Below are 25,773 nucleotides of genomic sequence, written 5' to 3'. Positions count from 1 at the left end.
GCGTTCCTTTCTACGGGAACTGAGAGGCAATATGGCGGAGGGGGAGGGATTCGAACCCTCGGTACGCTAAGCGCACGACGGTTTTCAAGACCGCTGCATTCAACCACTCTGCCACCCCTCCGGCAGTGCGTGGATATATCCTAGCGCAAAGACGCCCGGATACGAAACGAGGAGACCACATGAGTGACGGCCTGTCGAGAAATGAGCACATCGCAAGCGAGAAGAGCGTCTTCGCGACTGACGAGCGCTTTATGCGAATGGCGCTCGAGGAGGCCCGCTTGGCGGCAGACGAGGGGGAAGTTCCCATTGGTGCTGTTGTCGTATGCGACGGAAAGGTTATTTCTCGGGCACACAACAGGCGCGAAAATGACCTGGACCCCTCGGCCCATGCAGAATTTTCCGCAATGACTGCTGCGTCAAAGGCGCTTGGACGTTGGCGGCTTTCAGGCTGTACGGTCTATGTGACCGTTGAGCCATGCCTCATGTGCGCCGGTCTGATGGTGAACGCTCGCATCGACCGTTGCGTCTACGGCGCGCCGGATCCCAAGGGCGGGGCTCTTGGAACGCTTTACGACGTGAGCTGCGACCCGCGCCTTAACCACGAATTCGCCGTCTCTTCTGGCGTTTTGGCGGACGAGGCGGCTGATTTGCTGCGCTCGTTCTTCCGAGAAAGACGCAAGAAGTAGGGCATTGCGAAATTGTCAGACGCCGCAGACTACGGCGATGCCGCCGAGGGCGGGACGTTCGAAGCCTACACGACTTGGAAGATGAAGAAGTCGAGGTAGTGCGTCTCGGGCACGCCCCACAGGATAGGATGGTCCGGTGCTTGCTGGCGCTCTTCGATCTGCTTGAGCTGCACGTTTGCGTCGTGTGCGGCTTCAGCAATCGCAGCAGCAAGGCGGTCGCGGGTCATAAAGTGACTGCAGCTGCAAGTTGCAAGGTAGCCGCCGCGCGGAAGAAGCCTGAGCGCATCGTAGTTAATCTGCCGATAGCCATGAGCGGCGTGATCGATGGTGCTGCGACTCTTTGTGAAAGCAGGCGGGTCAAGCACGATAAGGTCGAAGGGCCCGCCCTCCTCGCGCAGGCGCGCGCGGTCCTTCGCAAGCTCGGGAAGATATTCGAGTACGTTTGCACAGGTAAAGCTCATGAGGTTGCCCAGGCCGTTCAGACGCGCATTCTCGCGAGCAAGGTCGATGGCGGTCTGGCTTACGTCCACGCAGCGCACGCTTTTTGCGCCGCCGGCGGCGGCATTCAACCCAAATGGGCCAACGTGGCAGAAGCAGTCAAGCACGCGTCTGCTTGAAGCGAGCTGCCGAACTGCTCGGCGATTGTACTTTTGATCAAGGAAAAAGCCTGTCTTCTGGCTATTCTCGAGGTCAAGGTCAAAGACAATGCCATTCTCGCGAACCATGACACGCGCGCTGTCAGGAATCGTCTCCCCTCCGTCCCACCAGCCTTTGTGCTGGTCAAGACCCTCTTTCTGTCGGGCAGGAGAATCGCCGCGCTCGTAGATGCCTCGTATGCTCTGCCCGTCTGCGCGAAGCGTGTCAAGGAGCAGCGGATAAAGCGTGGGGCGCAGCCGCTCCATGCCCACTGTGCCTACCTGCGCTACCAGAACGTCTTCGTAGCGGTCGACGATCAGCCCGGGAAAGCCGTCAGCCTCCGAGAAGATTACGCGACAACAATTGGTATCGGGCTCGCAGCCAGGAAGCGCGCGATTCCCCATGGTCGCCTTTCGATAGTCCCACGCCCACTGGAGCTTGCGGGCCCAAAACGCCTCATCAAAGCGGTCATTGGCATTGCGGCTTACAATCCGCACGCGAATCTTGCTCTTCTCGGAGAGAAGCCCTGCCCCCTGCCAGGTCCCATTCTCCTCAAAGACGTCAACAACGTCCCCGTTTGTGGCCTGTCGGCCATCGGTTGGCGCGGGCTCCATGCGCAGGACCTCGCCTTCAAAGACCCATGGGTGCCCCGCCTTGAGCGAACGTGCCGCCTTGCGCGTGACAATAACTTGTGGATATGGACGTAGCTGCTTCATGGCGTCTCCGATAGCTTTGCGGATGAGGAACTGCTCGCGATTTCACACCTGATTGTGGGGCTTTGTCGCCAAGCCGGCAACAGCAAAAGCATTTGTATGATTATGTATTTTCGAAACGAAAAAATAGCAGTACAATCCCTATATGCAACGGACAACTAGCCTCACATAACTGGAGGAAGTCATGAATTTGACAAAAGAGCAGTTCGCATCGATGGTCGACCACACCAATCTTCACGCTGACGCCACGAGGGCCGACTTTGAGCGCCTGTGCCGCGAGGCCGTTCAGTATGGCTTCAAGTCCGTTGCCATCAATTCATATCCTGTGAGTATGTGCCGCAAGTTTTTGGAGGGCACCCCAGTGCTGACAGGGGCCGCGCTCAGCTTCCCCCTTGGCCAGACGTCCATCGACATGAAGGTCGCCGAAGCAAAGGACGCCATCGCCAATGGGGCGCAGGAGTTTGACTACGTCGAGAACGTCGGTCGCGTTCGCGAGCATGACTATGCGTATATCGAGGAGGAGATGTCGCGCATGGTTGAGGTTGCCCGCAACGCGGGCATTACCTGCAAGGTGATTCTTGAGACCTGCTACCTTACCGATCAGGAAATCGTCGAAGTTTGCAAGGTTGCCCGTCGCGTGAAGCCTGACTTCGTGAAGACGTCCACCGGCTTTGGAACGGCAGGAGCGAAGGTCGAGCACGTTCGCCTGATGAAGCAGACCGTAGGCGACGAGGTGCAGGTCAAGGCAGCAGGAGGCATTCGCGACGCCAAGACTGCCATCGCGATGGTCGAGGCCGGAGCCACGCGCATCGGCTGCTCGGCTGGCATCAAGATCTATAACGAGCTGGCTGCGATGGAGCAGGCAAAAGACCTGGCGTAGGGGGTAGCCAATGACCCAAGACAAGCGGCTGGGCGTCTGCGTTATCGGCTGCGGGCGCGCCGGCATGATTCATGCAAGAAATTATGCGGGCGGCGTTCGTGGCGCGCGCCTCGTGGCGCTTTGCGACTCTTCGGCAGACAACCTGAGGGCCGCAGCGAGCGAGCTGGGCGTAGAGAAAACCTACTCTGACTATCGCGACGTGATGGCCGATCCCGACGTCGACGCGGTCGTGGTGGTGACGCCCACGGGAATGCACTGCCATGTGGTGAAGGCTGCTGCAAAAGCGGGCAAGCACGTGTTTTGCGAGAAGCCCATGGCCACCTCTGCCGCAGAGTGCGACGAGATGATTTCCGTGTGCAAGAATGCTGGCGTCAAGCTGCAGATTGGCTTCATGCGGCGCTTTGACAAAAGCTTTCGCCACGCAAAAGAAGTTATCGACTCTGGTCAAATTGGTGATGTGACTCTCATAAAAAGTTTGACTCACGGACCGAGCGAGCCCAAAGAGTGGATGTTTGACATATCTCGCAGCAGCGGCCCCATTGGGGAGGTCAATAGCCACGACTTTGACACGCTTCGCTGGTATGCCGACTCGGAGGTGAAGACGATTCATGCCATCGGACACAACTTCCGCTCGCCCGAGCGCGCGGAGGAGTACCCGGACTACTACGACACCGTCGCCGTGCTTCTCGAATTCGAAAACGGCGTGATTGGCATGGTCGATGGCGCCCAGTACGTGCAGTATGGCTACGATGCTCGCGCAGAGGTGCTGGGGACAAAGGGCAACGTCTGCGTTGGCGCGCAAAACGCCGACAGTGTCGTTGTCGCGCGCGCAGGCATGACGCTCTCCTCGGCGGCCATGCCCTCGTGGAGGACGCTCTTCCGGGATGCGTACGCTGAGGAGGCAAGGTCATTCGTCCGTTGCGTCCTTGATGACGTCGAACCGGAGGTGACGGGGTACGACGGCAAGATGGCGCTCATTTTGGTGCGAGACGGGCTGCGCTCGTTGCTGGAGCATCGCCCCATAGCGGTGGAGGCATAGCATGAAGGCTGCAGTATTGCGTGGAAAGTTGGACTTGGGCGTAGAAGACGTGCCTATGCCGCACGCCGAGCCAGGCGGACTTCTTGTGCGCGTTCACGCGGCAACGATTTGCGGCTCCGACGTCCGCTCCTACAAGAACGGACGCGCCAATGTCGACCAAGGCCACCCTCTGATTATGGGGCATGAGTTTGCGGGCGACATCGTTGAGGTGGGAGAGGGAACGCACGGTTTTGAGGTTGGGCAGCGCGTCTCTCTTGCCCCAAACTTTGGCTGTGGCACCTGCGATTTGTGCGTTTCTGGTCAGACCAACGCCTGTCATGACTATCGTGCCTTTGGCATCTCAATCCCAGGCGCATTCGCGCACTACGTTGCCATTCCGCACGAAGCAGTCAGGCAGGGCAACGTCTACGTGTTGCGCGATGGCACTTCGTATGAGGAAGCTGCCTTGATCGAGCCGCTCAGCACCGTGCTGAATGGGCAAAAGCGCATGGCGGCGCAGCCTGGCTCCGACGTCCTTGTTATTGGCGCAGGTCCCATTGGCATCATGCACGCTATGGTCGCTCAGCTTTTGGGGGCTGGTCGCGTGTTCATGAACGATCTGAACCACGAGCGGCTCATGCATGCCTGCGAGCTTCTTGGCGACGTCGAGCCAATCGAGGGCGACGTTGCCTCTGAGCTGCACGCTCGCACTGGCTCGGGCGTCGATGCTTGCATTGTTGCCGCATCTTCGCCGATGGCGCAGGCACAGTCACTTGAGTATATGAACACGAACGGAAGGCTGCTCTTCTTTGGCGGACTTCCGACCGGTAGCGAGCGCGTAAGCATCGATGCAAATCTGATTCACTACCGGCAGCTCGCAATTTTTGGCTGCACGGGACAGACGCTTGAGAACTACCGCGCGTCAGCTCGCCTTGTTGAGAGCGGTCGAGTAAAGCTTTCTGAAGTTATCACCGACCGTTGCTCTATTGATGACTTTCCCATGGCTATGGAAGACGCTGCGGCGGGCAAGGGGCTCAAGCGCGCGCTGGTGTTTGAGTAAGAAAGAGGTGCTCCGCTTGGGGTCAACGATGCAGTGGCGGATGGCGCGTTTCGTATAATACGCGAGCACGGCTAGCGTGCCACAATAACGTCCGGCACGCGCTGGCGCAGCTGGGCAAGCGCGGTCTCGCTTGCGCCAGCATCAATCACTAGATGGTCGACCTGCTCGAGAGAGGCAAAGTGCCCGCAGCTCACGTGCCCGAGCTTCGAAGAGTCAACCAATAGAATTGACTCGCGGGAAATCTCGAGCAGCTTCTGCTTTATCCGAGCGGTGTCAACGTCGGGCGTCGTCAGCCCCTGCTCAAAATCCAGAGATGTGGTCGATAGCACGCAAGCATCTGCGCGCAGGTTATTCAGAATGTCCAGGGCCATGGCACCGCAGGCAAAGTGAAAGCCTGAGCGTATTTTTCCTCCTACCGAAATGAGCGAGAAGTCAGAGCGAGCTTCAAGAATGGAAAGCGCCTGGATGTCGGGGCTAATCAGCGTCAGGTTAGCGAGCGGCGAGGCCACCAGCGCCTGGGCAAAGGTCGTCATCGTGGTTCCCGTATCAAGGGCAATGACCTCGCCGCTTTTTACCAGCGGCAGCGCATTCGCCGCGATTGCGGACTTCTCAGCTGCATGCTTGCGCTCGGCGAGAAGAGGCTCTTCGTCAAGGCCCTGCCGTGCAATTGCTCCGCCATGTGTGCGCACCACCAGGCGCTTTCCCTCCAAGTATGAAAGATCGCTTCGCACGGTTGCGGGGGTTACCGAGAATGTGCGCGCAAGTTCTGAAACGCTCGCGCCAGAGTTCTCCACGATTATCTTGAGCATTTGCTGGCGTCGTTGCTGCGCGTAAAGGATTCTTTTGGGCATCTCGGTGCCTGTGCTTTCATAATCGGGCGATTAGACGGCGCTTCCCTACTTGGCGCGTCGGCGGTTGGTTTTACGAGGCAATCATACCCCATGGTCATTTTCGGGCGCAGCGCAGCCAGCGGTCTGGTCCTCTTGCGCGCATCCCGCCCCTGCGTCGGCCGTGCGTCGCCTATCGCGCTGCCGAGCGGTCGTCAAACCTCCAGGAATTACCTTCGCATGACAGAAATCAGTGCCAAAACCGGTGCTCCTGGCTTACGGCACTCTGACTCGGGCAGCCGATACTTCCGACCAGTGGCGCCGAGGGCGCCGTAACAAGGAGAGCTTGAAGGAGGCTTTGTGTCAAGCATCGAACTTCGTCATGTCAAGAAGACCTACGACAACGGTGTCACGGTCATCGAGGACATGAACTTGGTGATTCCGGATGGCAGCTTCACCGTGCTGGTTGGACCGTCAGGCTGCGGAAAGACAACGACGCTGCGCATGATTGCGGGCCTTGAGGAGATTACCGAGGGGGACCTTCTGATTGACGGCGTCCGCATGAACGACGTTGACCCGGGAGACCGTAATATCGCGATGGTCTTCCAAAACTATGCCCTCTACCCCACGATGACCGTGCGGGGCAATATCGAGTTCGGCCTGATTAATGCCAAGGTCCCAAAAGAGGAGCGAGAGCGCAGGATCGAGTATTTCTCTCGCATCGTCGGCTTGACCGAGTACCTCGACCGCAAGCCCTCGCAGCTGTCGGGAGGTCAGCGGCAGCGCGTCGCCCTCGCCCGCGCCATGGTGAAGCACCCCAAGGTCTTCCTGATGGACGAGCCCCTCTCCAACCTCGACGCCAAGCTCCGCGCCCAAATGCGCACCGAGCTCATTGCCTTGCACCAGCGGCTGGGGACCACCTTCGTCTATGTCACGCACGACCAGACCGAGGCCATGAGCATGGCCACCAAGATCGTGCTGATGAACGAGGGCAAGATCCAGCAGGCCGCCGAGCCGCTCACCATATACGGCGACCCCGCCAACAAGTTCGTGGCGCAGTTCATAGGCGTGCCTACCATGAATGTGTTCGAACGTGCGAGCTTGCCCGATCTTGGCTTCTCCGATGACGTCGCGTGGGTGGGCTTCCGTCCGTCGCGAGCCCTCTTTGCGGAGAAGGTTCTTGGCAGCCATCCCAACGGCGAGAAGGCCATGACCGACGCCTACGTTCCCAAGCAGGGAGACCTCGTTTTTGGCGGCACCATTGCCATCCGCGAGATCATGGGGTCCGAGATTATCTATCAAGCCGAGACGGGCTTTGGGAACGTCTCCTTCAAGACGTTTAACCAGCCTCAGGTTGACGTCGGCACGCAGGTAAAGCTCTGTGTCGATCGCTCTTCGCTTTACCTCTTCGGCTCCGATGAGAAGAGGGTGGTTGCATGAGTGGGCGGCAACGCTCTGGCGCCAAGAGCGTCTTCACGATGGCGAAGCCCTACCTCGTGATTGCGCCGGCGCTCATCATCCTCGCCGTCTTCTGGATCTATCCGATCTTCAACATGGGGTATCTCTCGCTTTTCAAGTGGGACCTCATCTCGCCCAAGATGGAGTTCGTTGGACTCGATAACTTCAAGAACCTCTTTTCTGACGCGGCGTTCTGGCAAACGCTTGCCAACACGCTCATCTATACGGTCTTCGTGGTGGGCCTGGGCGTGGGGCTGGGGCTGCTCATCGCCTTGTACCTGCACGAGAACACCAAGACAAACGGCTTTCTCCAGGCCGTGGTGTTCTCGCCCTACGTTGTGAGCCTTGCCTCTGTCGCCCTGCTATGGCTGTGGATCATGAACAAGGACTTCGGTCTTCTCAATAGCATCCTGAACGTCTTTGGCATCGGTCCCGTGGATTGGCTGGGAGACACTAACTTTGCCCTGCCGTCGCTCATTGCTATCTCGGTTTGGAAGAGCGTGGGCTACGACTCGCTGATTCTTGTCTCCGCGCTGCAGGGCATCCCCAAGCACCTCTACGAGGCGGCCCGCTTGGACCATGCCGGAAAATGGGCCACGTTCAGCAAGATTACCTTCCCAATGATTTCTCCCACGATGTTCTTTCTAGTCATCGTTGACGTGATCGCGTCGCTCAAGGTCTTCGAGACCATCCAGATCATGACTGCGGGTGGTCCGCAGAATGCTACCAACACCCTCGTCTACTCGCTCTACGAGTATGGCTTCCAATTCAACAAGGTGGGCACTGCCGCGGCCATCGGCGTGGTTCTTCTCGTAATCATTGCGGTCTTTTCGGTCATCTACTTCAAGCTGCTCGCCAAGCGCGTGCACTATCGATAGGAGAGGGACAGCCCCATGTCATCAGGAAAGTTCGCAGTCACCCCACGTCGCGTCGTTCGCTGGGTTGTCAACGCGCTGCTCGTGCTCGTGTTTGCCTTCCCATTTGTTTGGATGGTGTCTAGCTCGCTCAAGACGCTTGGCGAGACCATGACATTCCCGCCGTCCCTCTTGCCGGCCGACCCCCAGTGGGAAAACTACAGCACGGTCATGACCACCATTCCGTTCTGGCGCTTTTTGCTGAACTCCGTGATCGTCACCTTCTCGGTGCTGGTCTTGCAGGCGCTTACCGTGGTCCCCGCAGCATATGCCTTCTCGCAGTACGACTTCAAAGGCAAGGGCGTGCTCTTTGGTCTTACGCTCATCACCATGATGGTTCCCGCTCAGCTGGTTTTTCTCCCGCTTTTCGTGATGTTCGCGCGCTGGGGGATCATCAACACCTACGCCTCGCTGATTCTTCCGTTTGCGACGAGCGCCTTCAACATCTTCATGTTGCGACAGACCTTCAACCAGATGCCCCGCGAGCTTGTTGAGGCTGCGCGCCTGGACAACGCCAGCGAGTTCCAGATCATCTGGAAGCTCTTCCTCCCCATGGCAAAAGCCACGCTTGTCACTTGCGCGCTGCTCACCTTCATAGCCACGTGGAACGACTACTTCTGGCCGCTTGTGCTTACCACCAACGACACCGTGCGCACGCTGCCCGTGGGCGTCGCCAACATGCGAGCCAGCGAGAACGGCATCAACTACCAGATCCTTATGGCAGCAAACGTGCTGCTTACCCTGCCCATTCTTGTGGTCTACATCTTCGCCAACAAGCACATCATCAAAGCCTTCTCCTATATCGGCGACAAGTAGGTCCGCCTGCCGACTGCCCATCTCACTTGGGTCTCCAAAGGGGAGGCCCGACGACGAAAGGAAGATTCGATGCTGGATTCCTCATCAAACCTGTCACGACGCCAGTTCTTGAAGACCGCCGGTGCCGCCGGGGCAATGGCCACCGCCGCCGGTCTCGCTGGATGCTCTGGCAGCCAATCCTCCTCGGACACCACGAGCTCGGACGGAACCATCGAGCTCACCTACTGGTACTGCTGGACCGACAAGATCAAGGAGAACAACGAGGAGCGCGTTCAGGAGTTCAACGACGGGATTGGCGCGGAGAAGGGCATCCATGTGACCGCCGAGTCCCAGGGCTCCTACGATGACCTCAACTCAAAGCTCAAGACCGCCTTCACTGCAAACGAAGAGCCTGACGTCTGCGTCATGGTCATCAACAGCACGCAGGCCTTTGCGGACGGAGGCATGATCCAGCCAATCGACGACCTCATTGCTGAGGACGACCTCAATGACTTCTGGAGCGGCCTCATGGAGAACTGCTACGCCGACAACACTCTGTACGGCGTGCCTTATCTGCGCTCCACTCCTGTCCTCTACTACAACAAGACCCTCTTCGAGAAGGCCGGGCTTGACCCTGAGACGGCGCCAGAGACTTGGGACGACATGGTTACGGCATCTGACGCGCTCGCCAGCCTCGGAGTGGGCGGCTACGGGTTCTTCTCCTACATCTGGGCCTTCACGGCATTTGCCTACTGCAACAGCGGAACGCTCTTCGGCGACGACCTCTCCGCCACGGAGGCCACCTTCAACGAAACGCCCGCCGTCGACATGGTGCGCTGGTTCAAGGACAACGTTGACAACCATAACTTCTCGTTCTGCGCAGGGTCCAATGGCTCCGACACGTTGAACACCAACGTTGCCAACCAGCAGGTGGGCATGTGGGTGACCTCCACGGCAGACCTCACGAGCCAGCTTTCCTATGCGGAGCAGGGCGGATACGAGATCAACGTGGGCTTCATTCCCAAGAACACCCAGAACAAGGTCCCCACTGGCGGCTGCAACCTGGTCATGACGTCGCGCGTGACCGACGCGCGCCGCGAGGCCGCGGGCGAGTTCATCAACTTCATGACCTCAAAGGACTCCGCAATCAAGAACCACTTGAAGACTGGCTATCTCCTTACGCGCCAGTCCGCCGTGGATGACTCGCGCATTACCGAGGCCTATGCCACGACGCCGCAGTACCAAGTTGCCTTCGACCAGCTGCAGTATGCCGTAGGCGACTACATGAACGCCGGCTATGCCGAGGCCGCAAAGGTCTACACCGACACGATTGACGAGATCATGAGCGGCGATGGCAGCGACATCCAGTCTGCGCTCGACGATGCCAAGTCGCAGGCTGACCCGATTCTCCAAGGCTAGATCCCTCCGCTGGGCCGGTCCTATCCTTCCGGGGTCCTGGCCCTTCTCCACCCGCCCTCCCCGAGCCTGCTCGAGGAGGGCTCTGTCAATCTCGCGTTAGGAGAAGCAATGCGCATAAGATACTTTGCCGACCTTCACTACTCCGAGGACGTTCGAGACATGGCTCTCGACGCAGAGCGAGCTGCTTTCTTCTCATCTGCGCTCGACGCCTTCTCGGCTCCCGGAGCTGACCTGCTCGTTTCGCTTGGAGACGTCTCGACGACCAGCCGTCCGGAAAGCATGCGCCACGTGCATGACGCGCTTGAGAGAGCGCCTTTCCCAGTTCATTACGTCTATGGCAACCATGACACGATGTTCGTCAACGAGGCCCATATGGACCAGATTTTCGGGCGAACTGCCGACTACTCCTTTGACCAGGGGGGAGTCCATTTTGTGGTGATTGACACCACAAAGCCGTTCCCCCGCAGCATCGATGAGTGGGGCGGACACGTCAGCACCAGCCAGCTTGAGTGGCTCGGGTCCGAGGTCCGCTCAGCTCAGGGACGGCCACTTGTCGTGATGGGACACCATGCGCTGAGCGGCACCATGAGCTTCATTGATGACGACATCGAGAAGGCGTACGTGGACAACAGCGACGAGGTGCTCGAGGTGCTTGGCTCGCATGTTGGCGGAGCAGGCATCTATCTTTGTGGCCACACCCACCACAACGCCTATGGCACCCTCGGCGCCTGGCACTTCATCATGCTCGCGGATGTTCCAGCCACAGCCGGATATCTCGAGCTCGATTTCAAGCCTTCCTGCGCGGAGGTTGCCTACCGTCACTTTGACGATGCGGAGGAACACCCCTTCTCTCAGGGACTGCCCCTCTATCAGGCGCACACGCGTACCCATGCTGAGTCTGGCTGCACCTTTGAGAACGTCGTCATCCCCCTATAGCAATCAGCGTCTCGAAGAAAGGACGAGGGCATGCCAAATTCCATTTCTCGGAGAACATTTCTACGCGCTTCTGCCCTAGGCGCAGGCATGATGACCGCTGCAGGTCTTGCCGGCTGCAATTCAAACGGAGGGCAGAGCGATCAGTCGTCGAGCTCTCAGTCTGACGAGACGATTGAACTCACGTATTGGTACTGCTGGACGGGAGCCGTAAAAGAAAACAATGACGAGCGCGTCGAAGAGTTTAACGACTCCGTAGGCAATGAGAAGAACATCCATGTGACCGGTGAGCCCCAGGGCTCTTATGACGACCTCAACGCCAAGCTTAAGACGGCCTTCACAGCCAATGAGGAGCCTGACGTCTGCGTGCTTGGCATCTCCAACACTGCCGCGTTCTATGACTCTGGACTCATCCAGCCCATCGATGACATCATTGCTTCCGATGATCTTGATGACTTCTGGCCCGGTCTCATGGAAAACTGCTATGCCGACAGCAAACTTTGCGGCGTGCCTTATCTGCGCTCGACGCCCATTCTCTACTACAACAAGACTCTTTTTGAAAATGCAGGGCTGGACCCCGAAACTGCTCCTGCGACTTGGGATGACGTTGTGAGTTACTCCGACGCGCTGAAGGATGTGGGCGTTTTCGGTCTGGGGTTCTTCCTAGATGCGTTTGCGCTATCGGGGCTTTTGCGCTGCAACGGCTGCTCTTTCTTTGGCGACGATCTTGACGCGACCGAGGTGGCTTACAACCAGCCTGGTGGCGTTGAGCTCGTCCAATGGCTGCGCGACGGAATCTCCAGTCACAACTTTAGTTATCTTGGCGGAACGAACGGCTCGGACAGTTTGGCGTCAAGCATCGCGGGGCAGCAGGTAGCCATCTGGATGGGGTCGACCGCAGGTCTTACCAACTACCTTACGGTCGCCTCAGACAACGGCTTCGAAGTCGGCTGCGGCTTTATCCCCAAGCACGTTCAAAACCAAGTTCCCACAGGCGGCTGTAACCTCGTCATGACGTCTCGTTTGACCGACGCACGCCGCGAGGCCGCGGGCGAGTTCATCAATTTCATGACCTCCAAGGACTCTGCTGTCAAGAACCATCTCAAGACAGGCTACCTTCTTACACGCAAGTCGGACGTGGATGACGAGCGTATCGTGGAAGCCTACAAGGAGACCCCTCAGTATCAAGTGGCTTTCGACCAGATGGAATATGCAGTCGGCGAATACATGAATGCCGGTTACTCAGAGGCGCTTAAGTACTACACGGATGCCCTCGAGCGGCTGTTTGCGACGGACGACGACATTCAGACCGTGCTCGACGATGCGGCACAACAGTCAGCTGAGGCGCTCGGCATCTAGCTACACGCTACGAGGCGTAACCGGCGGACGGCAAGGACGTTATGTTTTCTCGCGAATTTGCCGAGGGCATGAATCCTGGCGCTTAGCTCTCGATTTAGTAGTGGCGTCCATATCTGCCGCCGCCAAAGCCGCGCCCACGAGACCTAGATCCCGAGAACATTGTGCGCTTTGGCTTGGAGGTTGAGCGATTGGCCGGCGGGATGATGCGCCCGGTGTCATACGGAAAATCAGGAAGGTCCCAGGTGGGGATGAGCTTCTTGGTGAAGTACTCAATCTCGCGAAGGGGGCTTATCTCGTCGGGTGCCACAAACGTATAGGCATGGCCCGTTGCACCCGCACGACCAGTGCGGCCAATGCGGTGCACGTAGTCCTCGGGGTCCATCGGCACGTCAAAGTTCACGACAGCGTCGATGCCCTCGACGTCAATACCGCGGCTCATCACGTCGGTGGCGACAAGCACCTGGCATTTGCCTGCGCGGAACTTCTCAAGAGCGCGCTCGCGTGCCTTTTGGGGGCGGTCGGCGTGCATTACGTCCACCTTTATCCCGGCGTTCTTGAGCGTCTTGCAAACATCGTCCACCCGGTGCTTTGTACGGCAGAATACCAGCACGCGTTCGGGCTTCTGGCCTGCGGCTCCGCCCGTCTGGATAAGTGCCTCAAGAAGCTGCGTCTTCTGTCCCTGAGTGACGGGGCAGAGATGCTCCTCAACGGTGGCGGCGGTTTCGCCAATACGCGCGATTTCGATGTATTCGGGGTCGGTGAGCAGGGCGTCAATGGTGCCCTTGATGCTTGGCGGAATGGTCGCCGAGAAGAGTAGCGTTTGGTGCCTTGCGGGTAGCGCATGCATGATGCGGCGCACGCTCGGCCAAAAGCCCATGTCGAGCATGCGGTCTGCCTCGTCGAGCACGAGCACGTGCACCTGCGCGAGGCTTACATGGTCGTGCTCCATGAGGTCAAGCAGGCGACCGGGTGTGGCAACAAGCAAGTCGCAACCGCGCCCAAGTTGCTTTATCTGGCGGTCGAACTTCTCGCCGCCCATCACGATTACCGCACGAAGGCCGCAGCGCTTGCTGACGACGGAAACTACGTCCTCAATCTGGGCGGCAAGCTCGCGCGTTGGGGTGACAACCAAGGCGAAGGGACCGCGGGCGCCTTCGCTTGCTGACTCGCGGTCGTGCTGAATGAGCTGCAGCGTCGGCAGCGCAAAGGCTGCGGTCTTGCCCGTTCCCGTCTGGGCCGAGGCAACAACGTCGCGCCCTTCAAGCACAACGGGGATTGCCTGCTTTTGGACAGGGGTCGGCTCTGTGAAGCCAAGGTCATCGACCCCGGCGAGAATTTGCTCGTTTAGCCCGAGCTCGGCAAATTGTGTATTCATATCTCCACAGTATGCGGCAACAACGCCGGCATTACCAGAAAAAGGCGACGTATGGGTGCTGCCTGCAAGTTTGCAACACGTTTTTCATGCGTTTTCATGCCTCCTGGCCGCTGTATGCCCACGTTCCCGGAACCCGCAATCGTATGTAGCATCGAATTTTTTACGGGATATACTGGGTAAGTCTGAGTGCGGACGCGCCTTCGGGCTGCATGGTGAAAGAGGGAACTTCTCGATGAGCTGGCATAGCGCACATCTGTCGCTATTGGTGCTGCGAATGCGGTAGCGCGCAGTTTTTGCGCGCGCCCCTTGTCTTGCACATCCAGAGATCGGAGTAACCCAGCTATGCCTATCAATATTCCCGACGGTCTGCCCGCGAAGGAAATACTTCATCACGAGCGCATCTTTGCATTGGAAGAAGAGGTCGCCGAGCACCAGGAAATTCGCCCGCTTAATGTGGCAATCCTGAACCTGATGCCCACAAAGATTGAGACCGAGACGCAGATCCTACGCCTGATTTCCAAGTCTCCGCTGCAAGTTAGTTGCGACTTTATGCGCGTTTCTACGCACAAATCTACGCACGTCTCAGCCGATCACCTAGTGAAGTTCTACGACACTTTTGATAACTTCAAGGACAAGAACTACGACGGCTTGATTATCACCGGCGCCCCTGTGGAGCAGATGGCTTTCGAGGACGTCGACTACTGGGATGAGCTCTGCCAGATTATCGACTGGAGCCAAGAGCACGTCTTCTCGACCATGTATCTGTGCTGGGGCGCTCTAGCCGGTCTCTACCACCTCTACGGCATTCCCAAGCGTCAGCTGGGTGCAAAGCTCTTTGGCGTGTTTCCTCAGCGCCTTTGTGATGAGTACAACTTTCTGACGAATGGCTTTGACGAGGTGCACTACATGCCGCACTCCCGTCACGCCGCTATTGACACCAACGAGCTCGCCAAGCATAAGGAGCTGCACGTTCTCTCCGAAGGGTTTGCCACTGGACCTGCCATTATTGCTACGCGTGACTTTCATGAGATCTACGTGACGGGTCACTTTGAGTACGGTCGTGATACGCTTGCCGACGAGTTCTGGAGAGACTTCCATAAGGGTCTGCCCATTCGCGTTCCCGAGAACTACTTCCCGGACGACGACCCCGAAAAGCAGCCCATCTTTACGTGGCGCGCGCATGCAAACCTGTTGTATCGAAATTGGCTCAACTGGGTCTATCAGATGACTCCGTATGATCCGAACCAGATTCCCAGCGCTATTGCGTCGCTTCGTTCGAGCACTGACGAAGCTATGGATAAGTTCTGACGGCTTTTCAGCGATGTTTGTTTAAACATAGCTGAATTTTGGTGCATACTATCCGTATGGAAATGCCCGAGAACACACAGCCTGAAGACGCCGAGAGCCTGCAGCTGCCTGAGCACCTCACAGAAGAGCTGCTCATGCGGCTCCTAGAGAGCTCTTCTCCTGACGAGTATCTCGAGGAGGGCAACTTTGAGGAAAGAACGCTTTCCCAATACCTCAATGACCTTCTCGACCAGGGGGATTTGCGCAAGTCTGAGGTCATCAGGGCTTCTGGCGTAAGCCCCACGTTTTGCTATCAGGTGTTTCAGGGTACGCGCATGCCCGGTCGAGACAACGCAATCATGATTGCGTTCGGGTTGGGCTGCTCGCTCGTTGAAACGCAACGGCTCTTACGGTTAGCAGGAGTCTCCGAGCTATGGTCACGCAATCGACGGGATGCAATCATCATCTTCTGCATCGAGCATGGTAAGTCTCGTGAGCAGTGCGACGACGAGCTGTGGCGCCTGGGCGAGGAGACCTTGCTCGATGGCGAGTAGAACAAGCCCACGACGGGACCCTCTCGACCAAGACGAGCAGCTCCTGAAGACCCTCGAGCACGATGAGAGCTATCAAGTGGTGCGCGTGCTCTCCAAAAGCGAGCGCGGCTCGACCGAGCTTGTTCTGCAGAACGGCTTGAATCGGCTGCTCGTGCGCAAGCGTATGCGACGCGAGCTTGCCAGCGTGGAAGCCTGGGAGCGCATTCCGACCATACAGAGCCCCTGCCTGCCTAAGATATATGACACGTATGCGCTGCCTGACCAGCTCGTTGTTGTACGCGATTACGTGGCAGGGTCTTCAGTGCGTGATGAAGTGACCAGAAAAGGTGCCATGTCACCAGCCCGCGCCTGCGAAATTGCGCGAGACGTGTGCCATGCCGCCGCTGCGCTTCATGCTGTTGGCGTCATCCACCGCGACATTACCCCCGGTAATGTCATCTGCTCTTCTCAAGGTGCCGTGCTGATTGACCTCGGCATTGCGCGGACGCATGCGGAAAATGCCATGAATGATACGACGCGGCTCGGTACCTGGGGATTTGCTGCGCCTGAACAGTTTGGCTTCGCACAGACAGACGCGCGATCCGACGTGTACTCCATCGGCCGCCTTCTTGGCTACATGCTTACCGCCGTGACTCCTGCGTCGGACGAGTATCGCTCTGCTTTGGGAAGCGACGATGTGCCAGCAGAACTTCGGAGAATCGTGCAAAAGGCATGCTCATTTGAGCCCAGCAGCAGATATGCCAGCGCAAACGAGCTGATGACGGCCTTGACGGCGGCCTTGCTTTGCCTGGAGCCGGCCGGTAGCCCCATGAGGCAACAGGAGCCTTCAAATGAGCGCCATCAGAGTGCCTTTCAGAGACGAGTCGAGCTTCCGATGCCCTCGGCGTTTATCAAGGCCCTTGAAAAGGCGAGCCTTCCCCGCAGAGTCGCTTCGATTGCGGTACTGGCCCTCTCTGTTCTCTTGTCTGCATTGTTCGTTATTGCCGGGGTCGTTACCTTTGGCGATGCGCTCCGGGGTGAATATGAAGTTGAGCCTATGCTCATGATGTTTGTCACAAGTGTCGCGATAGCGATTCTCTGTTGGGCTTGTGCCTGCGCGCTTGTTCGAGCGGGCGGATATGCGCAAAGTGGGGCTGCCGCCAAGCTTTTTGTGACAGCAATCCGTATAGTGATCCTATATCTCTGCGCTTGGATTGCCGCCGCGGTCATCTCTGGCGTCCGCGGTGTACTTGTTATCTAATGTTTATATTCTTTTCAGCTATCGGCTAATGAATTGAAAGCCACTCCCTGCAAGGATGTCTTAGGGAGGACATTATGGGAGCTGACGCTTGGAAAAAGATTTCGCACGGAACGGACTTGGATACATTGCTCAAGTCCTCTGATTTTGATGACGAGACTTTTTCCGAGTGGGTTGGGATGCGCGTCGAGCAGAATGGCTCTCGTCGCAGCCAAGTGGTGCGCGACAGTCGTCTCAACACAACCTTTGCCTACCAGATTATTGCTGGCGAGCGTCACGCTTCGCGTGACAAGCTTTTGCAGCTTGCTTTCGGTTTGCACTTGGATGTTGCCGACACTTGCGATCTGCTCGAACGCGGGGGATCCAATCGCTTGCGTCAAGACAGAAGAAGAGACGCAATCATTGCCTATGCCCTCTTTCATCATTTGGACGTGGAAGCATGCGACGACCTGCTCTGGAAGCACGGAGAAAAAACGATTCTTCCGCGTTAACCTCTTTCAGAATATTTTTAACAGTGAGCTAATGACTCGCCATCCAGCCCCTCCTAGCATCTTTGAGCACATTGGTACTGCCGAGGGGAAGGATTGGATTAATGAAAAAGCTTGCTCAAACTGCAGTCGCGCTCTCGCTCGTCTGCGTCCTCGGATTCTCACTCTTCGGCTGTGGCGGGTCGTCAAGCTCTGATGACACGACGACCTCAACAGAGTCAGAGACAGAAACGACGGATGCTACGGATACTACGAATTCCTCTAGTTCCGCTGGCGAGTCTGAGAGTGGAGAGAGTGTCGAGGAGTCCCAAGAGGCTGACATTCCAACTGACTATCTTTCCGCGCTTTCACAGGCTGAGACGTATGCCAACAGCATGTATATGTCCAAGCAAGGAGTCTATGACCAGCTGACTTCGGAATATGGCGGACAGTTTTCTGCTGAGGCCGCCCAGTACGCTATCGACAACGTGCAGGCCGACTGGAACGCTAACGCGCTCGAGAAGGCCGGCGAGTACTCAGACACCATGCACATGTCCAAGCAGGGCATCTATGACCAGCTGACCTCCGAGTATGGCGAGCAATTCACCGCAGACGAGGCCCAGTACGCAATTGACAACGTGCAAGCTGACTGGAACGCCAATGCGCTCGCAAAGGCGGAGGAATATCAGTCGACAATGAATATGTCACCCAGTGCCATCTATGACCAGCTGATATCCGACTATGGGGAGAAGTTTACGCCCGAAGAGGCGCAGTACGCCATCGATAACCTCTCGTAGTCTTCTGGATGCACTTTTCATTGGCGAATTGCGCATCGAGTTTAAGATTGGGGATTGTTATGAAGAAAAAAATCAACGTCTGCCTACTCATTGCGCTGATTCTGGGGGTCCTGTATCTCCTTTACAGCGCATATTACTGGGGAGGAGCTAACGCCGGCTCTTCAACAAGCAGCGAGCAGGCTGGGGCGGCCCTTGCAACGGTTATGGTGATGCCATCCCTCGTAATTGTGCTCATTGCCGTTATCTTTAACGCGCTCGGGCTGTTTATGAGAAAAGCGGCCTTTGCCTTGGTGGCAGGCATCCTTTACGCAGTTGGAATGGTGCTCTTCATCCCGTACTTCATGTTCGTCATTGTCGAGATGATTCTTTCTTTTGTGGCATACGCGCAGATGAAGAAAGACAAGTAAGTAAAACCATTGGCAACAGGGAGGGGCGGACCGTTCGGGGGATACTGGTTTCGCCCCTCCTTGCGCTACGCGAGAGCATCCGTCACTAGTAATTGGCGATTTTCACGCCAAGCATGCCGACAAGGTCAATTGCCTGCTCGGGAGAAATGACCGCGCCACGGAGTTCTTGAAAGCCGGAGGTGAGGCGAAGCCCCGCGAGGTCGTTGCCCGACAGATCAATTCCTGCGAGCTTCGTTTGATAGAGCTCCGCGCGCGTAAGGTTGCAATCTCCAAGAGAAAGCTTCCGAAGCTTGAGCTTTGAAAGAGCGGCTTCGGAAAGGTCACATGAGAGAAAGCTGACGCTCTCGAGCTTGCTGCCGACAAGATTGGCCAACTTGCAGTTGCAGTCGTCGAGTCTGACCCTCTTAAGATAGCTTTCGAAAAGGTTTGCCCCCACCAGCTTGCACCCCTCAAGCCTGCAGCCATACCAATAGCTGTTTTCAAGCGCTGCGCCAGAGAAGTCGCAGCCCGCAAATGTGCAGCCGGTGAAGCTCGCACGGCGAATGTTCGTGCCAGAGAACAAGCAATGACTGAACGTCACGTCAGAAAATTCCGCGTGACCAAGCTCAATCCCTGAAACGTTCTCGTTTGAAAACGCAAGGTCAGATATTATCCCGTCTTCGTCGGCGACAGCAGCAACCTCGTCCTCAATGCGCACGAGCTAGCCCTCCATTACGACATGTGAGAAGTGCCCACTCTCGTAGATGCCATAGCTATGCGTGCCGTCCTTTGGAATGCCAACGCTGCCAGGATTAAATGCGGTGATGCCAGGGTGCTCGTCGAGGGGCTGGTTCACCTTTTTATGCGTATGACCATACACAACTGCCGCCCCATCGGGCAGTGGTGGCATGCGGTATACGGAGTTGTGGATTCCTGGGCCCCAAACGTGCCCGTGCGTCAGGAAAAGCGTCATGCCTGCTCCGCTATTGGCATCCGGATCGTAGAGCTCGCTGTAATCGGCCATGCAGGGAAACGCGAGCACCATTTGGTCAACCTCGGCCTCGCAATTGCCGCGGACGGCCATGATCTGGTCGGAGATGGAATTCAGCATTTCGATGACGCGCTTGGGAGCGTAATCATCGGGCAGATCGTTGCGAGGGCCATGATAGAGCAGATCGCCAAGCAAGATGACGCGATCGGGGCTCTCTTTGTCAATGGCGCTCATGAGGCGTTCGCACCAATCTGCGGCACCGTGGATGTCGGACGCAATGAGGAGCTTCATGTTTCCTCCCTCGTTTGAATATCCTCATGATTGTAGCGAACGCGCAGTGCCCGTCCTTATGCCTTTAGGGGAATCATGGCATCCAGCTTGAACGTGCTGCCGTGAGTGCTCAGCGTCAGTGTCCCACCGTGACGCTCGACAATGGCGCGCATCGAGCGCGTTCCAAAGCCATGGCTGCTCTTATCGTCCTTGGTTGTTCTCGGCAGCCCATCGGCAAATTCCAGCGTTCCCGCATAGTAGTTCTCAACATGGATTAGCGCCAGTTCTCCCACGCGGCGCACGGTAAGCGAGATGCTTCTGAGGTCTGGATCGTCCAGCGCGCGAACCGCTTCCATAGCGTTGTCCAGCGCGTTTCCAAAGAGCGAGTACACTTCGGCTGGGGTGAGTACAGACAGCGCCGCTCCATCGGCAATCACGCTGAGCGATATCCCCTCGCGCTCACAGAGCAGGCTCTTTTCGGTCAGGATGGTGTCGAGGGCCTCGTTTCCGGTTTCAACGTGCGAGTCGTAGACGGCGACCTCGCGTTCAACATCGGCAAGAAAGTCCTGATTAACTGTCGTATCGCCAGTTGCCAGCTGCCTAATTTGATGTCTGATGTCATGGCACTTCACGTTAATGGCGTCGATGTTCTCGCGCGAGAGCTGGTATTGGCGCTCGCGCTCGGCTGCCATGCGCTGGTTTTCAAGCAGCTCAAGCTCAAGGCTCCGGCGGCTGAGCATCTCAAACTGGACGAACAGCACAAAGCAGCATACCGTACCGTGAACGGCGCGCAGGGCTACGAGCGTGACCAGGCTCGCCACGTCGTTCAGTGACTTGATGACTACGTCGAAAGAGATCACCACAAGGATAACGAGCATCAATACCGCAGCCATCCCGCGGTCTTCAACGTCGCCAAGGCCGTCCGACCTCACGCGAGCGATGAACGCGACGTAAGCGATTGCATACACCGCGAGCAGCGGTATCACCGAAAACGCGAGAAGGAGCCAGGCGTTCGCCCCATCAAGCCCGCCTTGCGAAGTCCCTATAGGTATTCCTAGGCCTTTCGAGAAAACGGTTATGAGCAGCTGCGTCGTTCCGCTTGCTAGGTTCTGGATGGTGTAGCCGGCGCCCGCGCAGAACAGCGCCTGCCAGATCGACGTCTCGTAGAGCGTCATCACCACAGGAACGAGACATACAAGAATTGCGATCGAGCTTGCCAAGGTATAGACAAGCTCGAGGGCCTCGGGGCTGCTTGAGTCGAGAATCATCAGGTAGATGGCTGGGCACAGGACAAGGACGATCGCCAAGGCTAGCGCAAGGACTAACGCAGCGCGCCGACCAAAGTCGCCTCGCCGTGGTCGCGTCGACGCAATCATGAGGACAGGTATCAGCACCTCAGCCAAGGGCACCAATGTCGTCCCGACGGCGAGGGAGATCAGATAAAGCATCGTCATCCAGCACCGCCACCCAGATAGCGTGAGATTTCCTCGAGGCAACGGCGCTTGTTTGCTCGGCTGATATAGCAGACGCTCTTGTCGGACATCGTGACGGCTGCTTCATGCACGCCACGAACATGTGCCATGTTGATGATGCATCCCGATGAGATGCGCAGAAAAGGTGCGCCGCCAAGCATCTTCTCGGTTTCCGAGAGGCTTCCCCGCGCAACGACCGTGCGCCCGCCCGAGAGCTCGTAGTTCACGTTGTGACCGCGCACCCAAACGCGCACGAGGTCAGAGGCGGAAAATAGGCATATCCCGTCGCGGGCATGCACGGTGATTGTGCGGTCGGACTGACGGCGCATCACCTCCATGGCGCGGTCCATGCGCAGCGAGAAGCTTCCATAGGTAAATGGCTTCACGATGAAGTCCAGCGCATTCACCTGGTATCCTCGCACGGCATACTGCGCGAGGTTCGTTACAAAAATGATGGGCGTCTTCGTGTCGAACTTGCGTATTTCCTCGGCGTCCTCCATCCCATTCTCAACACCAAGGTCGATGTCCATGAAGATGAGGTCAAACGCCGGACGGTCAAGGTCGATTGTGTTTCTCATCCACCCAATCTGGAACTGCTCGTCATGCTCCTTGCCGTAGCGTTCGATTGCGTTGCGCAGCGCCGTGGCGGCGTCGAGCTCGTCCTCGACAATCAGAATTCGATACATCGGCCCCCCTCTCTGTTGAACACACCTTAGCAACTGCGGTGGCATCGCGCTGGAAGACATCGGCAATCACGACCGATTTTGCCTGAGGGCGCACCAAACGTGCCGTATTCGGGAGAGGCCCCCAATTTGTCATAGCGTGCAACCAGAGGAAATGCGCGAGGTCATGGTCGACTTCGCAACACGAAGGGAGAAGCACATGAGGAAGGCACGGGGGAAGGGCGATCCGGGCGAGAAGCCCGCAAAGCTCAAGATGTCAAACACCAAGTTCAAGGTGCTGCTGATCATCCCGATGGTAATCATTGCGCTGGTGGCAGTGCTTGCCACCGTGGTGACTGACGTCCTCAGCACGACACTCGACACCTACGTGGGAGCGGGCGAGACCTACGTGGAGACGCCCGATGACAGGACCGACTGGGATTCCACCTACTACGACACCGAGGTCACGACCATCGAGAGGGGTGAGTAGCATGCGCAATGCGAGCATGACGAGGCGCCAGCTCTTTGGCGCGACGGGTACGCTAGCCGCCGGGGCTGCCGCGACGGGGCTTCTCGCCACTACGACGGGCTGCTCTTCGGCGGGGATGACCAGAACCGAGGTTGCGCGTCCCGACGCCGAGCAGGCAAAGGAAGCGGGCTACGCGGTTGCGGCACAGATTCAGGACGAGGGCACGGTGCTGCTCAAGAACTCCGGCGTGCTGCCGCTGGCTAAGGGTTCGACGGTCATGCCGTTTGGTCGTGCCTACCTTGAACCAATCTATGGCCAGCTCACCTCGGGAGGTTCTGCAAAATGGAGCGTCAATCCCGTGACGCCCGAGCAGGGTCTCTCTGATTTCACAATTGATAACGCCGCGGTCGATGTCATGCGTGCCGCAGGCGATCCCGAGGCGCTCGAGGAAGCGGAGGGTACTTCAGCTGCTGGTGCAGCGGGTTCCTTGCTTGGCGGCGATTGCCGAATCTATGAGTATGATCCTTCAATCTATGATGATGTTGCCGAGAATCCAGATGCTACGGGAATCGTGTTCGTCACGCGTGCTGGTCAGGAGGGTCAGGACCAGAAGATGGACGCCTACTCGGACGGCACGCCTCACTACCTGGCGCTCTCCGAAAACGAGCGCGGCGCCATTGCGGCCGCCAAGCGCATCTGCGGCGCCGTGGTCGTGGTAATTGTCGGCTCGGCTCCGATGGAGGTTGCAGATTTGATGTCTGGCGACCTCGAGGTCGACGGCCTCATCCACTACGGACACCCGAGCGAGCGCGGATTCTCGGAGTTCTCTGCACTGCTCGATGGCGAGGTCAATCCCAGTGGCCGCACGGTTGACACCTGGTCTGCCGACTTCACCGCTGATCCCTCCTATGTGAGCGTGGACCTTCACACCTACGACAACCTGTCCATCACGTCTGAAAGCCCCACTGAGGGCGGTACGTTCATGCGCACCTTCAATGAGTACCAGGAAGGCATGTACATGGGCTATCGCTACTACGAGACGGCCGCCCTGGTGGATTCGAGCTTTTCTTACGACGACGCCGTCGTGTTCCCGTTTGGCTTTGGCCTCTCGTACACGACCTTTTCGCAGACGCTCGACTCCGTGTCGGCCGACGATGAGTATGTCACCGTACGCGTGACCGTGACCAACACCGGATCCGCCGCGGGAAAGGACGTCGTGCAGGTGTACGCGAGCTCGCCCTATACCGAGCTTGACCAGACAGAGGGCATTGAGAAGCCCGCGTGCCAGCTCATCGACTTTGCCAAGACCGACCTGCTGCAGCCGGGACAGAGCCAGACCCTTGAGCTGGAATTTGATCGCGAAGACTTGGCTTCGTATTGCTACACGCACGAGAACCCCACTGGAACCACGGGCTGTTATGTGCTTGAGGCCGGCGATTACGTGGTGAGCCTTCGGGAGAACAGCCACACGGTAATTGACCAGGCAACGGTTACGCAGGACGAGACGTTTTGGTTTGACGGCTCCGACAGCGAGCACATTCGCCGCTCAGAGCGTGATGCGCAGTCGCCGCTGGACGACGCTGGCAATCCCATCGAGGATACGAGCATAGACTACGTGGCCGCTTCTAACCGCTTCCAGGCAAGTACGGACTACATGCACGCCCAGTCGCGGATTCTCTCTCGCTCCGACTGGGCTGGCACCAAGCCCGTCTACGAGGAGACCAAGTCCATCGACGACGAGTTTGCCAAGGATCAAGACCTGTTTGTGACGTTTGATCCCCAGACAGACGCGCGCTTTGGCAACGTCGAAGGGAGCGTCGTGTACGCTGCCGAGCAGCCCACCTCCGGTGCGAAGAACGGACTTGTTGTGGCTGACCTGCGCGGTCGAGAATATGACGACCCCATGTGGGACGCGCTGCTCGACGAGATTGACTGGGATGCGGACAGGAAGTGCATCATCCGTAACTTCTCTGGCGATGCGTATCTGACCGCGCCGATTGACTCAATTGGACTTCCTGGCACCGTCGATATGGATGGCGGCAATGGTCTTAAGGTGCACGGCAACGACAACGGTTATGACATGACCAAGAGCTGCTCGTATGGCTATGAACCGCTCGTCGCCTCAACGTGGAACAAGGACCTTGTCTATCAGCTGGGGCATGCCATCGGGACCGAAGGCTTGGCGCACGGCATCAACGGCTGGTACTCGCCTGGTCTTAACCTGCACCGCTCGCTCTTCTCGGGTCGCGTCTTTGAGTACTACTCCGAGGACCCAGTTCTGACAGGCAAGATTGCCGAGCGCGTGGTTTCTGGCGCGGGCGACATGGGACTGTATTGCTACCTCAAGCACTTTGCGCTCAACGATACCGAGACGGGGCGCTCGCACCTCATCTGCACGTGGTGCGACGAGCAGACCATGCGCGAGCTCTATCTGCGACCTTTTGAGATTGCCCTAAAGGAAGCACGCAAGACCGTGCGCTTTACCTCGGACGACGCAGGCACGGTCTCTGAAAAGGTCATGCGGGCGGGCACGGCGGTCATGGCCACGCAGACCTGCATCGGAACCATGATTGGCCATTGCAACTATGCGCTGCTGCACGAATTGCTGCGCGAGGAGTGGGGCTTCAAGGGCATGGTGATTTCGGACTACTGGGTCTGGAACGGGGATAACCATCGTGACCTGGCCTTGCGTGCGGGCTGCGACACCTATCTCAGCATGGACATGTCTGTCATGTGGTCCATCTCCGACTATGACAGCGCTACGGCACGCACCTGCATGCGCCGTGCGATTCACAACCTTGCCTTTGCCGTTGCAAACTCCTCTGCGATGCAGAGCATTGTTCCTGGTGCGGTGCAGGAGCAGGAGGAGTCGCCATGGCGCGTTGCCGTTCATGGTCTGGATATTGTTGCGGCGGCGCTGGTGGCAGGTGGTATTGCGCTGATTCATCGTCGCTCGAAGAAGGAGCTTGAGCATCCTGAGCTCTACAAGCGCGGCAAGCGAGCGCAGAAGAAGCTTGAGAAGCGGCTTGCCAAGAAGGGTGCGAAGGAACAGGAAGACTCTGAAGCGAAGGAAGGGTAGCCTACAAGCGCGCTAGTACAGTGACGGGA

At 57.7% G+C, this 25,773-nt stretch carries 25 protein-coding genes and 1 tRNA gene; 18 read left to right on the top strand and 8 right to left on the bottom strand.

Features of this window, described 5'->3' with window-relative positions:
• Positions 1-32: 32 nt before the first annotated feature.
• Positions 33-121 (bottom strand) — tRNA-Ser (locus tag ACOYJL_RS06835).
• Between the two features lie 58 nt (positions 122-179).
• Between ACOYJL_RS06835 and tadA the strand changes: the two genes are divergently transcribed.
• Positions 180-686, top strand: a complete 507-nt coding sequence (tadA, locus tag ACOYJL_RS06830; protein WP_433569476.1) for a tRNA adenosine(34) deaminase TadA — start codon at positions 180-182, stop codon at positions 684-686.
• Between the two features lie 65 nt (positions 687-751).
• On the opposite strand, the gene ACOYJL_RS06825 is transcribed toward tadA, so the two are convergent.
• Positions 752-2,038, bottom strand: a complete 1,287-nt coding sequence (locus ACOYJL_RS06825; protein ID WP_433569475.1) for a class I SAM-dependent rRNA methyltransferase — start codon at positions 2,036-2,038, stop codon at positions 752-754.
• 181 nt (positions 2,039-2,219) lie between these two features.
• On the opposite strand from ACOYJL_RS06825, the gene deoC reads away from it, so the two are divergent.
• The 3 genes from deoC to ACOYJL_RS06810 are packed head-to-tail and all read left to right on the top strand — an operon-like array spanning position 2,220 to position 4,993.
• The gene (gene deoC / locus ACOYJL_RS06820; protein ID WP_433569474.1) at positions 2,220-2,915 is read left to right on the top strand and encodes a deoxyribose-phosphate aldolase; all 696 of its coding nucleotides are present in this window, start codon (positions 2,220-2,222) and stop codon (positions 2,913-2,915) included.
• Positions 2,916-2,925: 10 nt separating this feature from the next.
• Positions 2,926-3,954, top strand: coding sequence for a Gfo/Idh/MocA family oxidoreductase (locus ACOYJL_RS06815; RefSeq protein ID WP_433569473.1), 1,029 nt, complete (start codon positions 2,926-2,928; stop codon positions 3,952-3,954).
• Position 3,955: 1 nt separating this feature from the next.
• Positions 3,956-4,993 carry an alcohol dehydrogenase catalytic domain-containing protein gene (locus ACOYJL_RS06810; RefSeq protein WP_433569472.1) on the top strand — a complete coding sequence of 346 codons (1,038 nt, stop codon included), beginning with the start codon at positions 3,956-3,958 and terminating at the stop codon, positions 4,991-4,993.
• Positions 4,994-5,064: 71 nt separating this feature from the next.
• Here the strand turns inward: ACOYJL_RS06810 and ACOYJL_RS06805 are convergent, their stop codons facing one another.
• Positions 5,065-5,802 (bottom strand): DeoR/GlpR family DNA-binding transcription regulator, encoded by a 738-nt coding sequence (locus ACOYJL_RS06805; protein WP_433569471.1) that lies wholly within the window; start codon positions 5,800-5,802, stop codon positions 5,065-5,067.
• 378 nt (positions 5,803-6,180) lie between these two features.
• Between ACOYJL_RS06805 and ACOYJL_RS06800 the strand changes: the two genes are divergently transcribed.
• The 6 genes from ACOYJL_RS06800 to ACOYJL_RS06775 all read left to right on the top strand — a co-directional run bounded on the left by ACOYJL_RS06800 (position 6,181) and on the right by ACOYJL_RS06775 (position 12,698).
• The gene (locus ACOYJL_RS06800) at positions 6,181-7,260 is read left to right on the top strand and encodes an ABC transporter ATP-binding protein (RefSeq protein ID WP_433569470.1); all 1,080 of its coding nucleotides are present in this window, start codon (positions 6,181-6,183) and stop codon (positions 7,258-7,260) included.
• On the top strand, positions 7,257-8,156 hold the full coding sequence (locus ACOYJL_RS06795; RefSeq protein WP_433569469.1) for a carbohydrate ABC transporter permease: 900 nt from the start codon (positions 7,257-7,259) through the stop codon (positions 8,154-8,156). Before ACOYJL_RS06800 ends, ACOYJL_RS06795 begins: the two co-directional genes overlap by 4 nt.
• A 15-nt stretch (positions 8,157-8,171) precedes the next feature.
• Positions 8,172-9,008, top strand: a complete 837-nt coding sequence (locus tag ACOYJL_RS06790; RefSeq protein ID WP_433569468.1) for a carbohydrate ABC transporter permease — start codon at positions 8,172-8,174, stop codon at positions 9,006-9,008.
• A gap of 69 nt (positions 9,009-9,077) precedes the next feature.
• Entirely contained in the window at positions 9,078-10,406 is a 1,329-nt protein-coding gene (locus tag ACOYJL_RS06785; RefSeq protein ID WP_433569467.1) for an ABC transporter substrate-binding protein, read from the top strand.
• 108 nt (positions 10,407-10,514) lie between these two features.
• Positions 10,515-11,342 carry a metallophosphoesterase family protein gene (locus tag ACOYJL_RS06780; protein ID WP_433569466.1) on the top strand — a complete coding sequence of 276 codons (828 nt, stop codon included), beginning with the start codon at positions 10,515-10,517 and terminating at the stop codon, positions 11,340-11,342.
• Positions 11,343-11,429: 87 nt separating this feature from the next.
• Positions 11,430-12,698, top strand: a complete 1,269-nt coding sequence (locus ACOYJL_RS06775) for an ABC transporter substrate-binding protein (RefSeq protein ID WP_433569465.1) — start codon at positions 11,430-11,432, stop codon at positions 12,696-12,698.
• Positions 12,699-12,792: 94 nt separating this feature from the next.
• On the opposite strand, the gene ACOYJL_RS06770 is transcribed toward ACOYJL_RS06775, so the two are convergent.
• Positions 12,793-14,073 (bottom strand): DEAD/DEAH box helicase, encoded by a 1,281-nt coding sequence (locus ACOYJL_RS06770; RefSeq protein ID WP_433569464.1) that lies wholly within the window; start codon positions 14,071-14,073, stop codon positions 12,793-12,795.
• A gap of 342 nt (positions 14,074-14,415) precedes the next feature.
• On the opposite strand from ACOYJL_RS06770, the gene ACOYJL_RS06765 reads away from it, so the two are divergent.
• The 6 genes from ACOYJL_RS06765 (at position 14,416) to ACOYJL_RS06740 (ending at position 18,822) form a co-directional block, all read left to right on the top strand.
• Complete coding sequence (locus ACOYJL_RS06765) at positions 14,416-15,381, top strand: homoserine O-succinyltransferase (RefSeq protein WP_433569463.1); 966 nt, start codon at positions 14,416-14,418, stop codon at positions 15,379-15,381.
• 62 nt (positions 15,382-15,443) lie between these two features.
• Complete coding sequence (locus ACOYJL_RS06760) at positions 15,444-15,914, top strand: XRE family transcriptional regulator (RefSeq protein WP_433569462.1); 471 nt, start codon at positions 15,444-15,446, stop codon at positions 15,912-15,914.
• Positions 15,915-15,990: 76 nt separating this feature from the next.
• Positions 15,991-17,154 carry a serine/threonine protein kinase gene (locus ACOYJL_RS06755; protein ID WP_433569461.1) on the top strand — a complete coding sequence of 388 codons (1,164 nt, stop codon included), beginning with the start codon at positions 15,991-15,993 and terminating at the stop codon, positions 17,152-17,154.
• A gap of 74 nt (positions 17,155-17,228) precedes the next feature.
• The gene (locus ACOYJL_RS06750) at positions 17,229-17,642 is read left to right on the top strand and encodes a hypothetical protein (protein ID WP_433569460.1); all 414 of its coding nucleotides are present in this window, start codon (positions 17,229-17,231) and stop codon (positions 17,640-17,642) included.
• Between the two features lie 101 nt (positions 17,643-17,743).
• Complete coding sequence (locus ACOYJL_RS06745; protein ID WP_433569459.1) at positions 17,744-18,415, top strand: Ltp family lipoprotein; 672 nt, start codon at positions 17,744-17,746, stop codon at positions 18,413-18,415.
• 59 nt (positions 18,416-18,474) lie between these two features.
• Positions 18,475-18,822: a hypothetical protein gene (locus ACOYJL_RS06740; protein ID WP_433569458.1), complete on the top strand. Its 348-nt coding sequence runs from the start codon at positions 18,475-18,477 to the stop codon at positions 18,820-18,822.
• An 85-nt stretch (positions 18,823-18,907) separates the two neighbouring features.
• Here ACOYJL_RS06740 and ACOYJL_RS06735 read toward each other — a convergent pair whose 3' ends face one another.
• The 4 genes from ACOYJL_RS06735 to ACOYJL_RS06720 are packed head-to-tail and all read right to left on the bottom strand — an operon-like array spanning position 18,908 to position 22,220.
• Positions 18,908-19,519, bottom strand: a complete 612-nt coding sequence (locus tag ACOYJL_RS06735) for a pentapeptide repeat-containing protein (protein WP_433569457.1) — start codon at positions 19,517-19,519, stop codon at positions 18,908-18,910.
• Between the two features lie 3 nt (positions 19,520-19,522).
• A complete protein-coding gene (yfcE, locus tag ACOYJL_RS06730) occupies positions 19,523-20,083 on the bottom strand; it encodes a phosphodiesterase (RefSeq protein ID WP_433569456.1) in 561 nt (186 codons plus the stop codon).
• Positions 20,084-20,139: 56 nt separating this feature from the next.
• Positions 20,140-21,516 carry a GHKL domain-containing protein gene (locus ACOYJL_RS06725; protein ID WP_433569455.1) on the bottom strand — a complete coding sequence of 459 codons (1,377 nt, stop codon included), beginning with the start codon at positions 21,514-21,516 and terminating at the stop codon, positions 20,140-20,142.
• Positions 21,513-22,220 carry a LytR/AlgR family response regulator transcription factor gene (locus ACOYJL_RS06720; protein ID WP_433569454.1) on the bottom strand — a complete coding sequence of 236 codons (708 nt, stop codon included), beginning with the start codon at positions 22,218-22,220 and terminating at the stop codon, positions 21,513-21,515. The genes ACOYJL_RS06725 and ACOYJL_RS06720 overlap by 4 nt, the downstream gene beginning before the upstream one ends.
• A gap of 196 nt (positions 22,221-22,416) precedes the next feature.
• Here ACOYJL_RS06720 and ACOYJL_RS06715 point away from each other — a divergent pair, with 196 nt between their 5' ends.
• Both ACOYJL_RS06715 and ACOYJL_RS06710 read left to right on the top strand, forming a co-directional pair.
• Positions 22,417-22,686 carry a hypothetical protein gene (locus ACOYJL_RS06715; protein WP_433569453.1) on the top strand — a complete coding sequence of 90 codons (270 nt, stop codon included), beginning with the start codon at positions 22,417-22,419 and terminating at the stop codon, positions 22,684-22,686.
• A gap of 1 nt (position 22,687) precedes the next feature.
• On the top strand, positions 22,688-25,744 hold the full coding sequence (locus ACOYJL_RS06710; RefSeq protein ID WP_433569452.1) for a glycoside hydrolase family 3 N-terminal domain-containing protein: 3,057 nt from the start codon (positions 22,688-22,690) through the stop codon (positions 25,742-25,744).
• Positions 25,745-25,773 lie beyond the last annotated feature (29 nt).

This window comes from Tractidigestivibacter sp. (genome assembly GCF_050946515.1).
Taxonomy (GTDB): Bacteria; Actinomycetota; Coriobacteriia; order Coriobacteriales; family Atopobiaceae; genus Tractidigestivibacter.
Note: the sequence above shows the minus strand (reverse complement) of the source record. Positions and strands in the feature narration are given on the sequence as shown.

Excerpts from the sequence above, each read along its gene's own strand:
- tadA (WP_433569476.1), top strand. The coding sequence starts at position 180 with ATGAGTGACGGCCTGTCGAGAAATGAGCACATCGCAAGCGAGAAGAGC.
- ACOYJL_RS06825 (WP_433569475.1), bottom strand. The coding sequence starts at position 2,038 with ATGAAGCAGCTACGTCCATATCCACAAGTTATTGTCACGCGCAAGGCG.
- deoC (WP_433569474.1), top strand. The coding sequence starts at position 2,220 with ATGAATTTGACAAAAGAGCAGTTCGCATCGATGGTCGACCACACCAAT.
- ACOYJL_RS06815 (WP_433569473.1), top strand. The coding sequence starts at position 2,926 with ATGACCCAAGACAAGCGGCTGGGCGTCTGCGTTATCGGCTGCGGGCGC.
- ACOYJL_RS06810 (WP_433569472.1), top strand. The coding sequence starts at position 3,956 with ATGAAGGCTGCAGTATTGCGTGGAAAGTTGGACTTGGGCGTAGAAGAC.
- ACOYJL_RS06805 (WP_433569471.1), bottom strand. The coding sequence starts at position 5,802 with ATGCTCAAGATAATCGTGGAGAACTCTGGCGCGAGCGTTTCAGAACTT.
- ACOYJL_RS06795 (WP_433569469.1), top strand. The coding sequence starts at position 7,257 with ATGAGTGGGCGGCAACGCTCTGGCGCCAAGAGCGTCTTCACGATGGCG.
- ACOYJL_RS06790 (WP_433569468.1), top strand. The coding sequence starts at position 8,172 with ATGTCATCAGGAAAGTTCGCAGTCACCCCACGTCGCGTCGTTCGCTGG.
- ACOYJL_RS06785 (WP_433569467.1), top strand. The coding sequence starts at position 9,078 with ATGCTGGATTCCTCATCAAACCTGTCACGACGCCAGTTCTTGAAGACC.
- ACOYJL_RS06780 (WP_433569466.1), top strand. The coding sequence starts at position 10,515 with ATGCGCATAAGATACTTTGCCGACCTTCACTACTCCGAGGACGTTCGA.
- ACOYJL_RS06775 (WP_433569465.1), top strand. The coding sequence starts at position 11,430 with ATGATGACCGCTGCAGGTCTTGCCGGCTGCAATTCAAACGGAGGGCAG.
- ACOYJL_RS06770 (WP_433569464.1), bottom strand. The coding sequence starts at position 14,073 with ATGAATACACAATTTGCCGAGCTCGGGCTAAACGAGCAAATTCTCGCC.
- ACOYJL_RS06765 (WP_433569463.1), top strand. The coding sequence starts at position 14,416 with ATGCCTATCAATATTCCCGACGGTCTGCCCGCGAAGGAAATACTTCAT.
- ACOYJL_RS06760 (WP_433569462.1), top strand. The coding sequence starts at position 15,444 with ATGCCCGAGAACACACAGCCTGAAGACGCCGAGAGCCTGCAGCTGCCT.
- ACOYJL_RS06750 (WP_433569460.1), top strand. The coding sequence starts at position 17,229 with ATGGGAGCTGACGCTTGGAAAAAGATTTCGCACGGAACGGACTTGGAT.
- ACOYJL_RS06745 (WP_433569459.1), top strand. The coding sequence starts at position 17,744 with ATGAAAAAGCTTGCTCAAACTGCAGTCGCGCTCTCGCTCGTCTGCGTC.
- ACOYJL_RS06740 (WP_433569458.1), top strand. The coding sequence starts at position 18,475 with ATGAAGAAAAAAATCAACGTCTGCCTACTCATTGCGCTGATTCTGGGG.
- yfcE (WP_433569456.1), bottom strand. The coding sequence starts at position 20,083 with ATGAAGCTCCTCATTGCGTCCGACATCCACGGTGCCGCAGATTGGTGC.
- ACOYJL_RS06725 (WP_433569455.1), bottom strand. The coding sequence starts at position 21,516 with ATGACGATGCTTTATCTGATCTCCCTCGCCGTCGGGACGACATTGGTG.
- ACOYJL_RS06720 (WP_433569454.1), bottom strand. The coding sequence starts at position 22,220 with ATGTATCGAATTCTGATTGTCGAGGACGAGCTCGACGCCGCCACGGCG.
- ACOYJL_RS06715 (WP_433569453.1), top strand. The coding sequence starts at position 22,417 with ATGAGGAAGGCACGGGGGAAGGGCGATCCGGGCGAGAAGCCCGCAAAG.
- ACOYJL_RS06710 (WP_433569452.1), top strand. The coding sequence starts at position 22,688 with ATGCGCAATGCGAGCATGACGAGGCGCCAGCTCTTTGGCGCGACGGGT.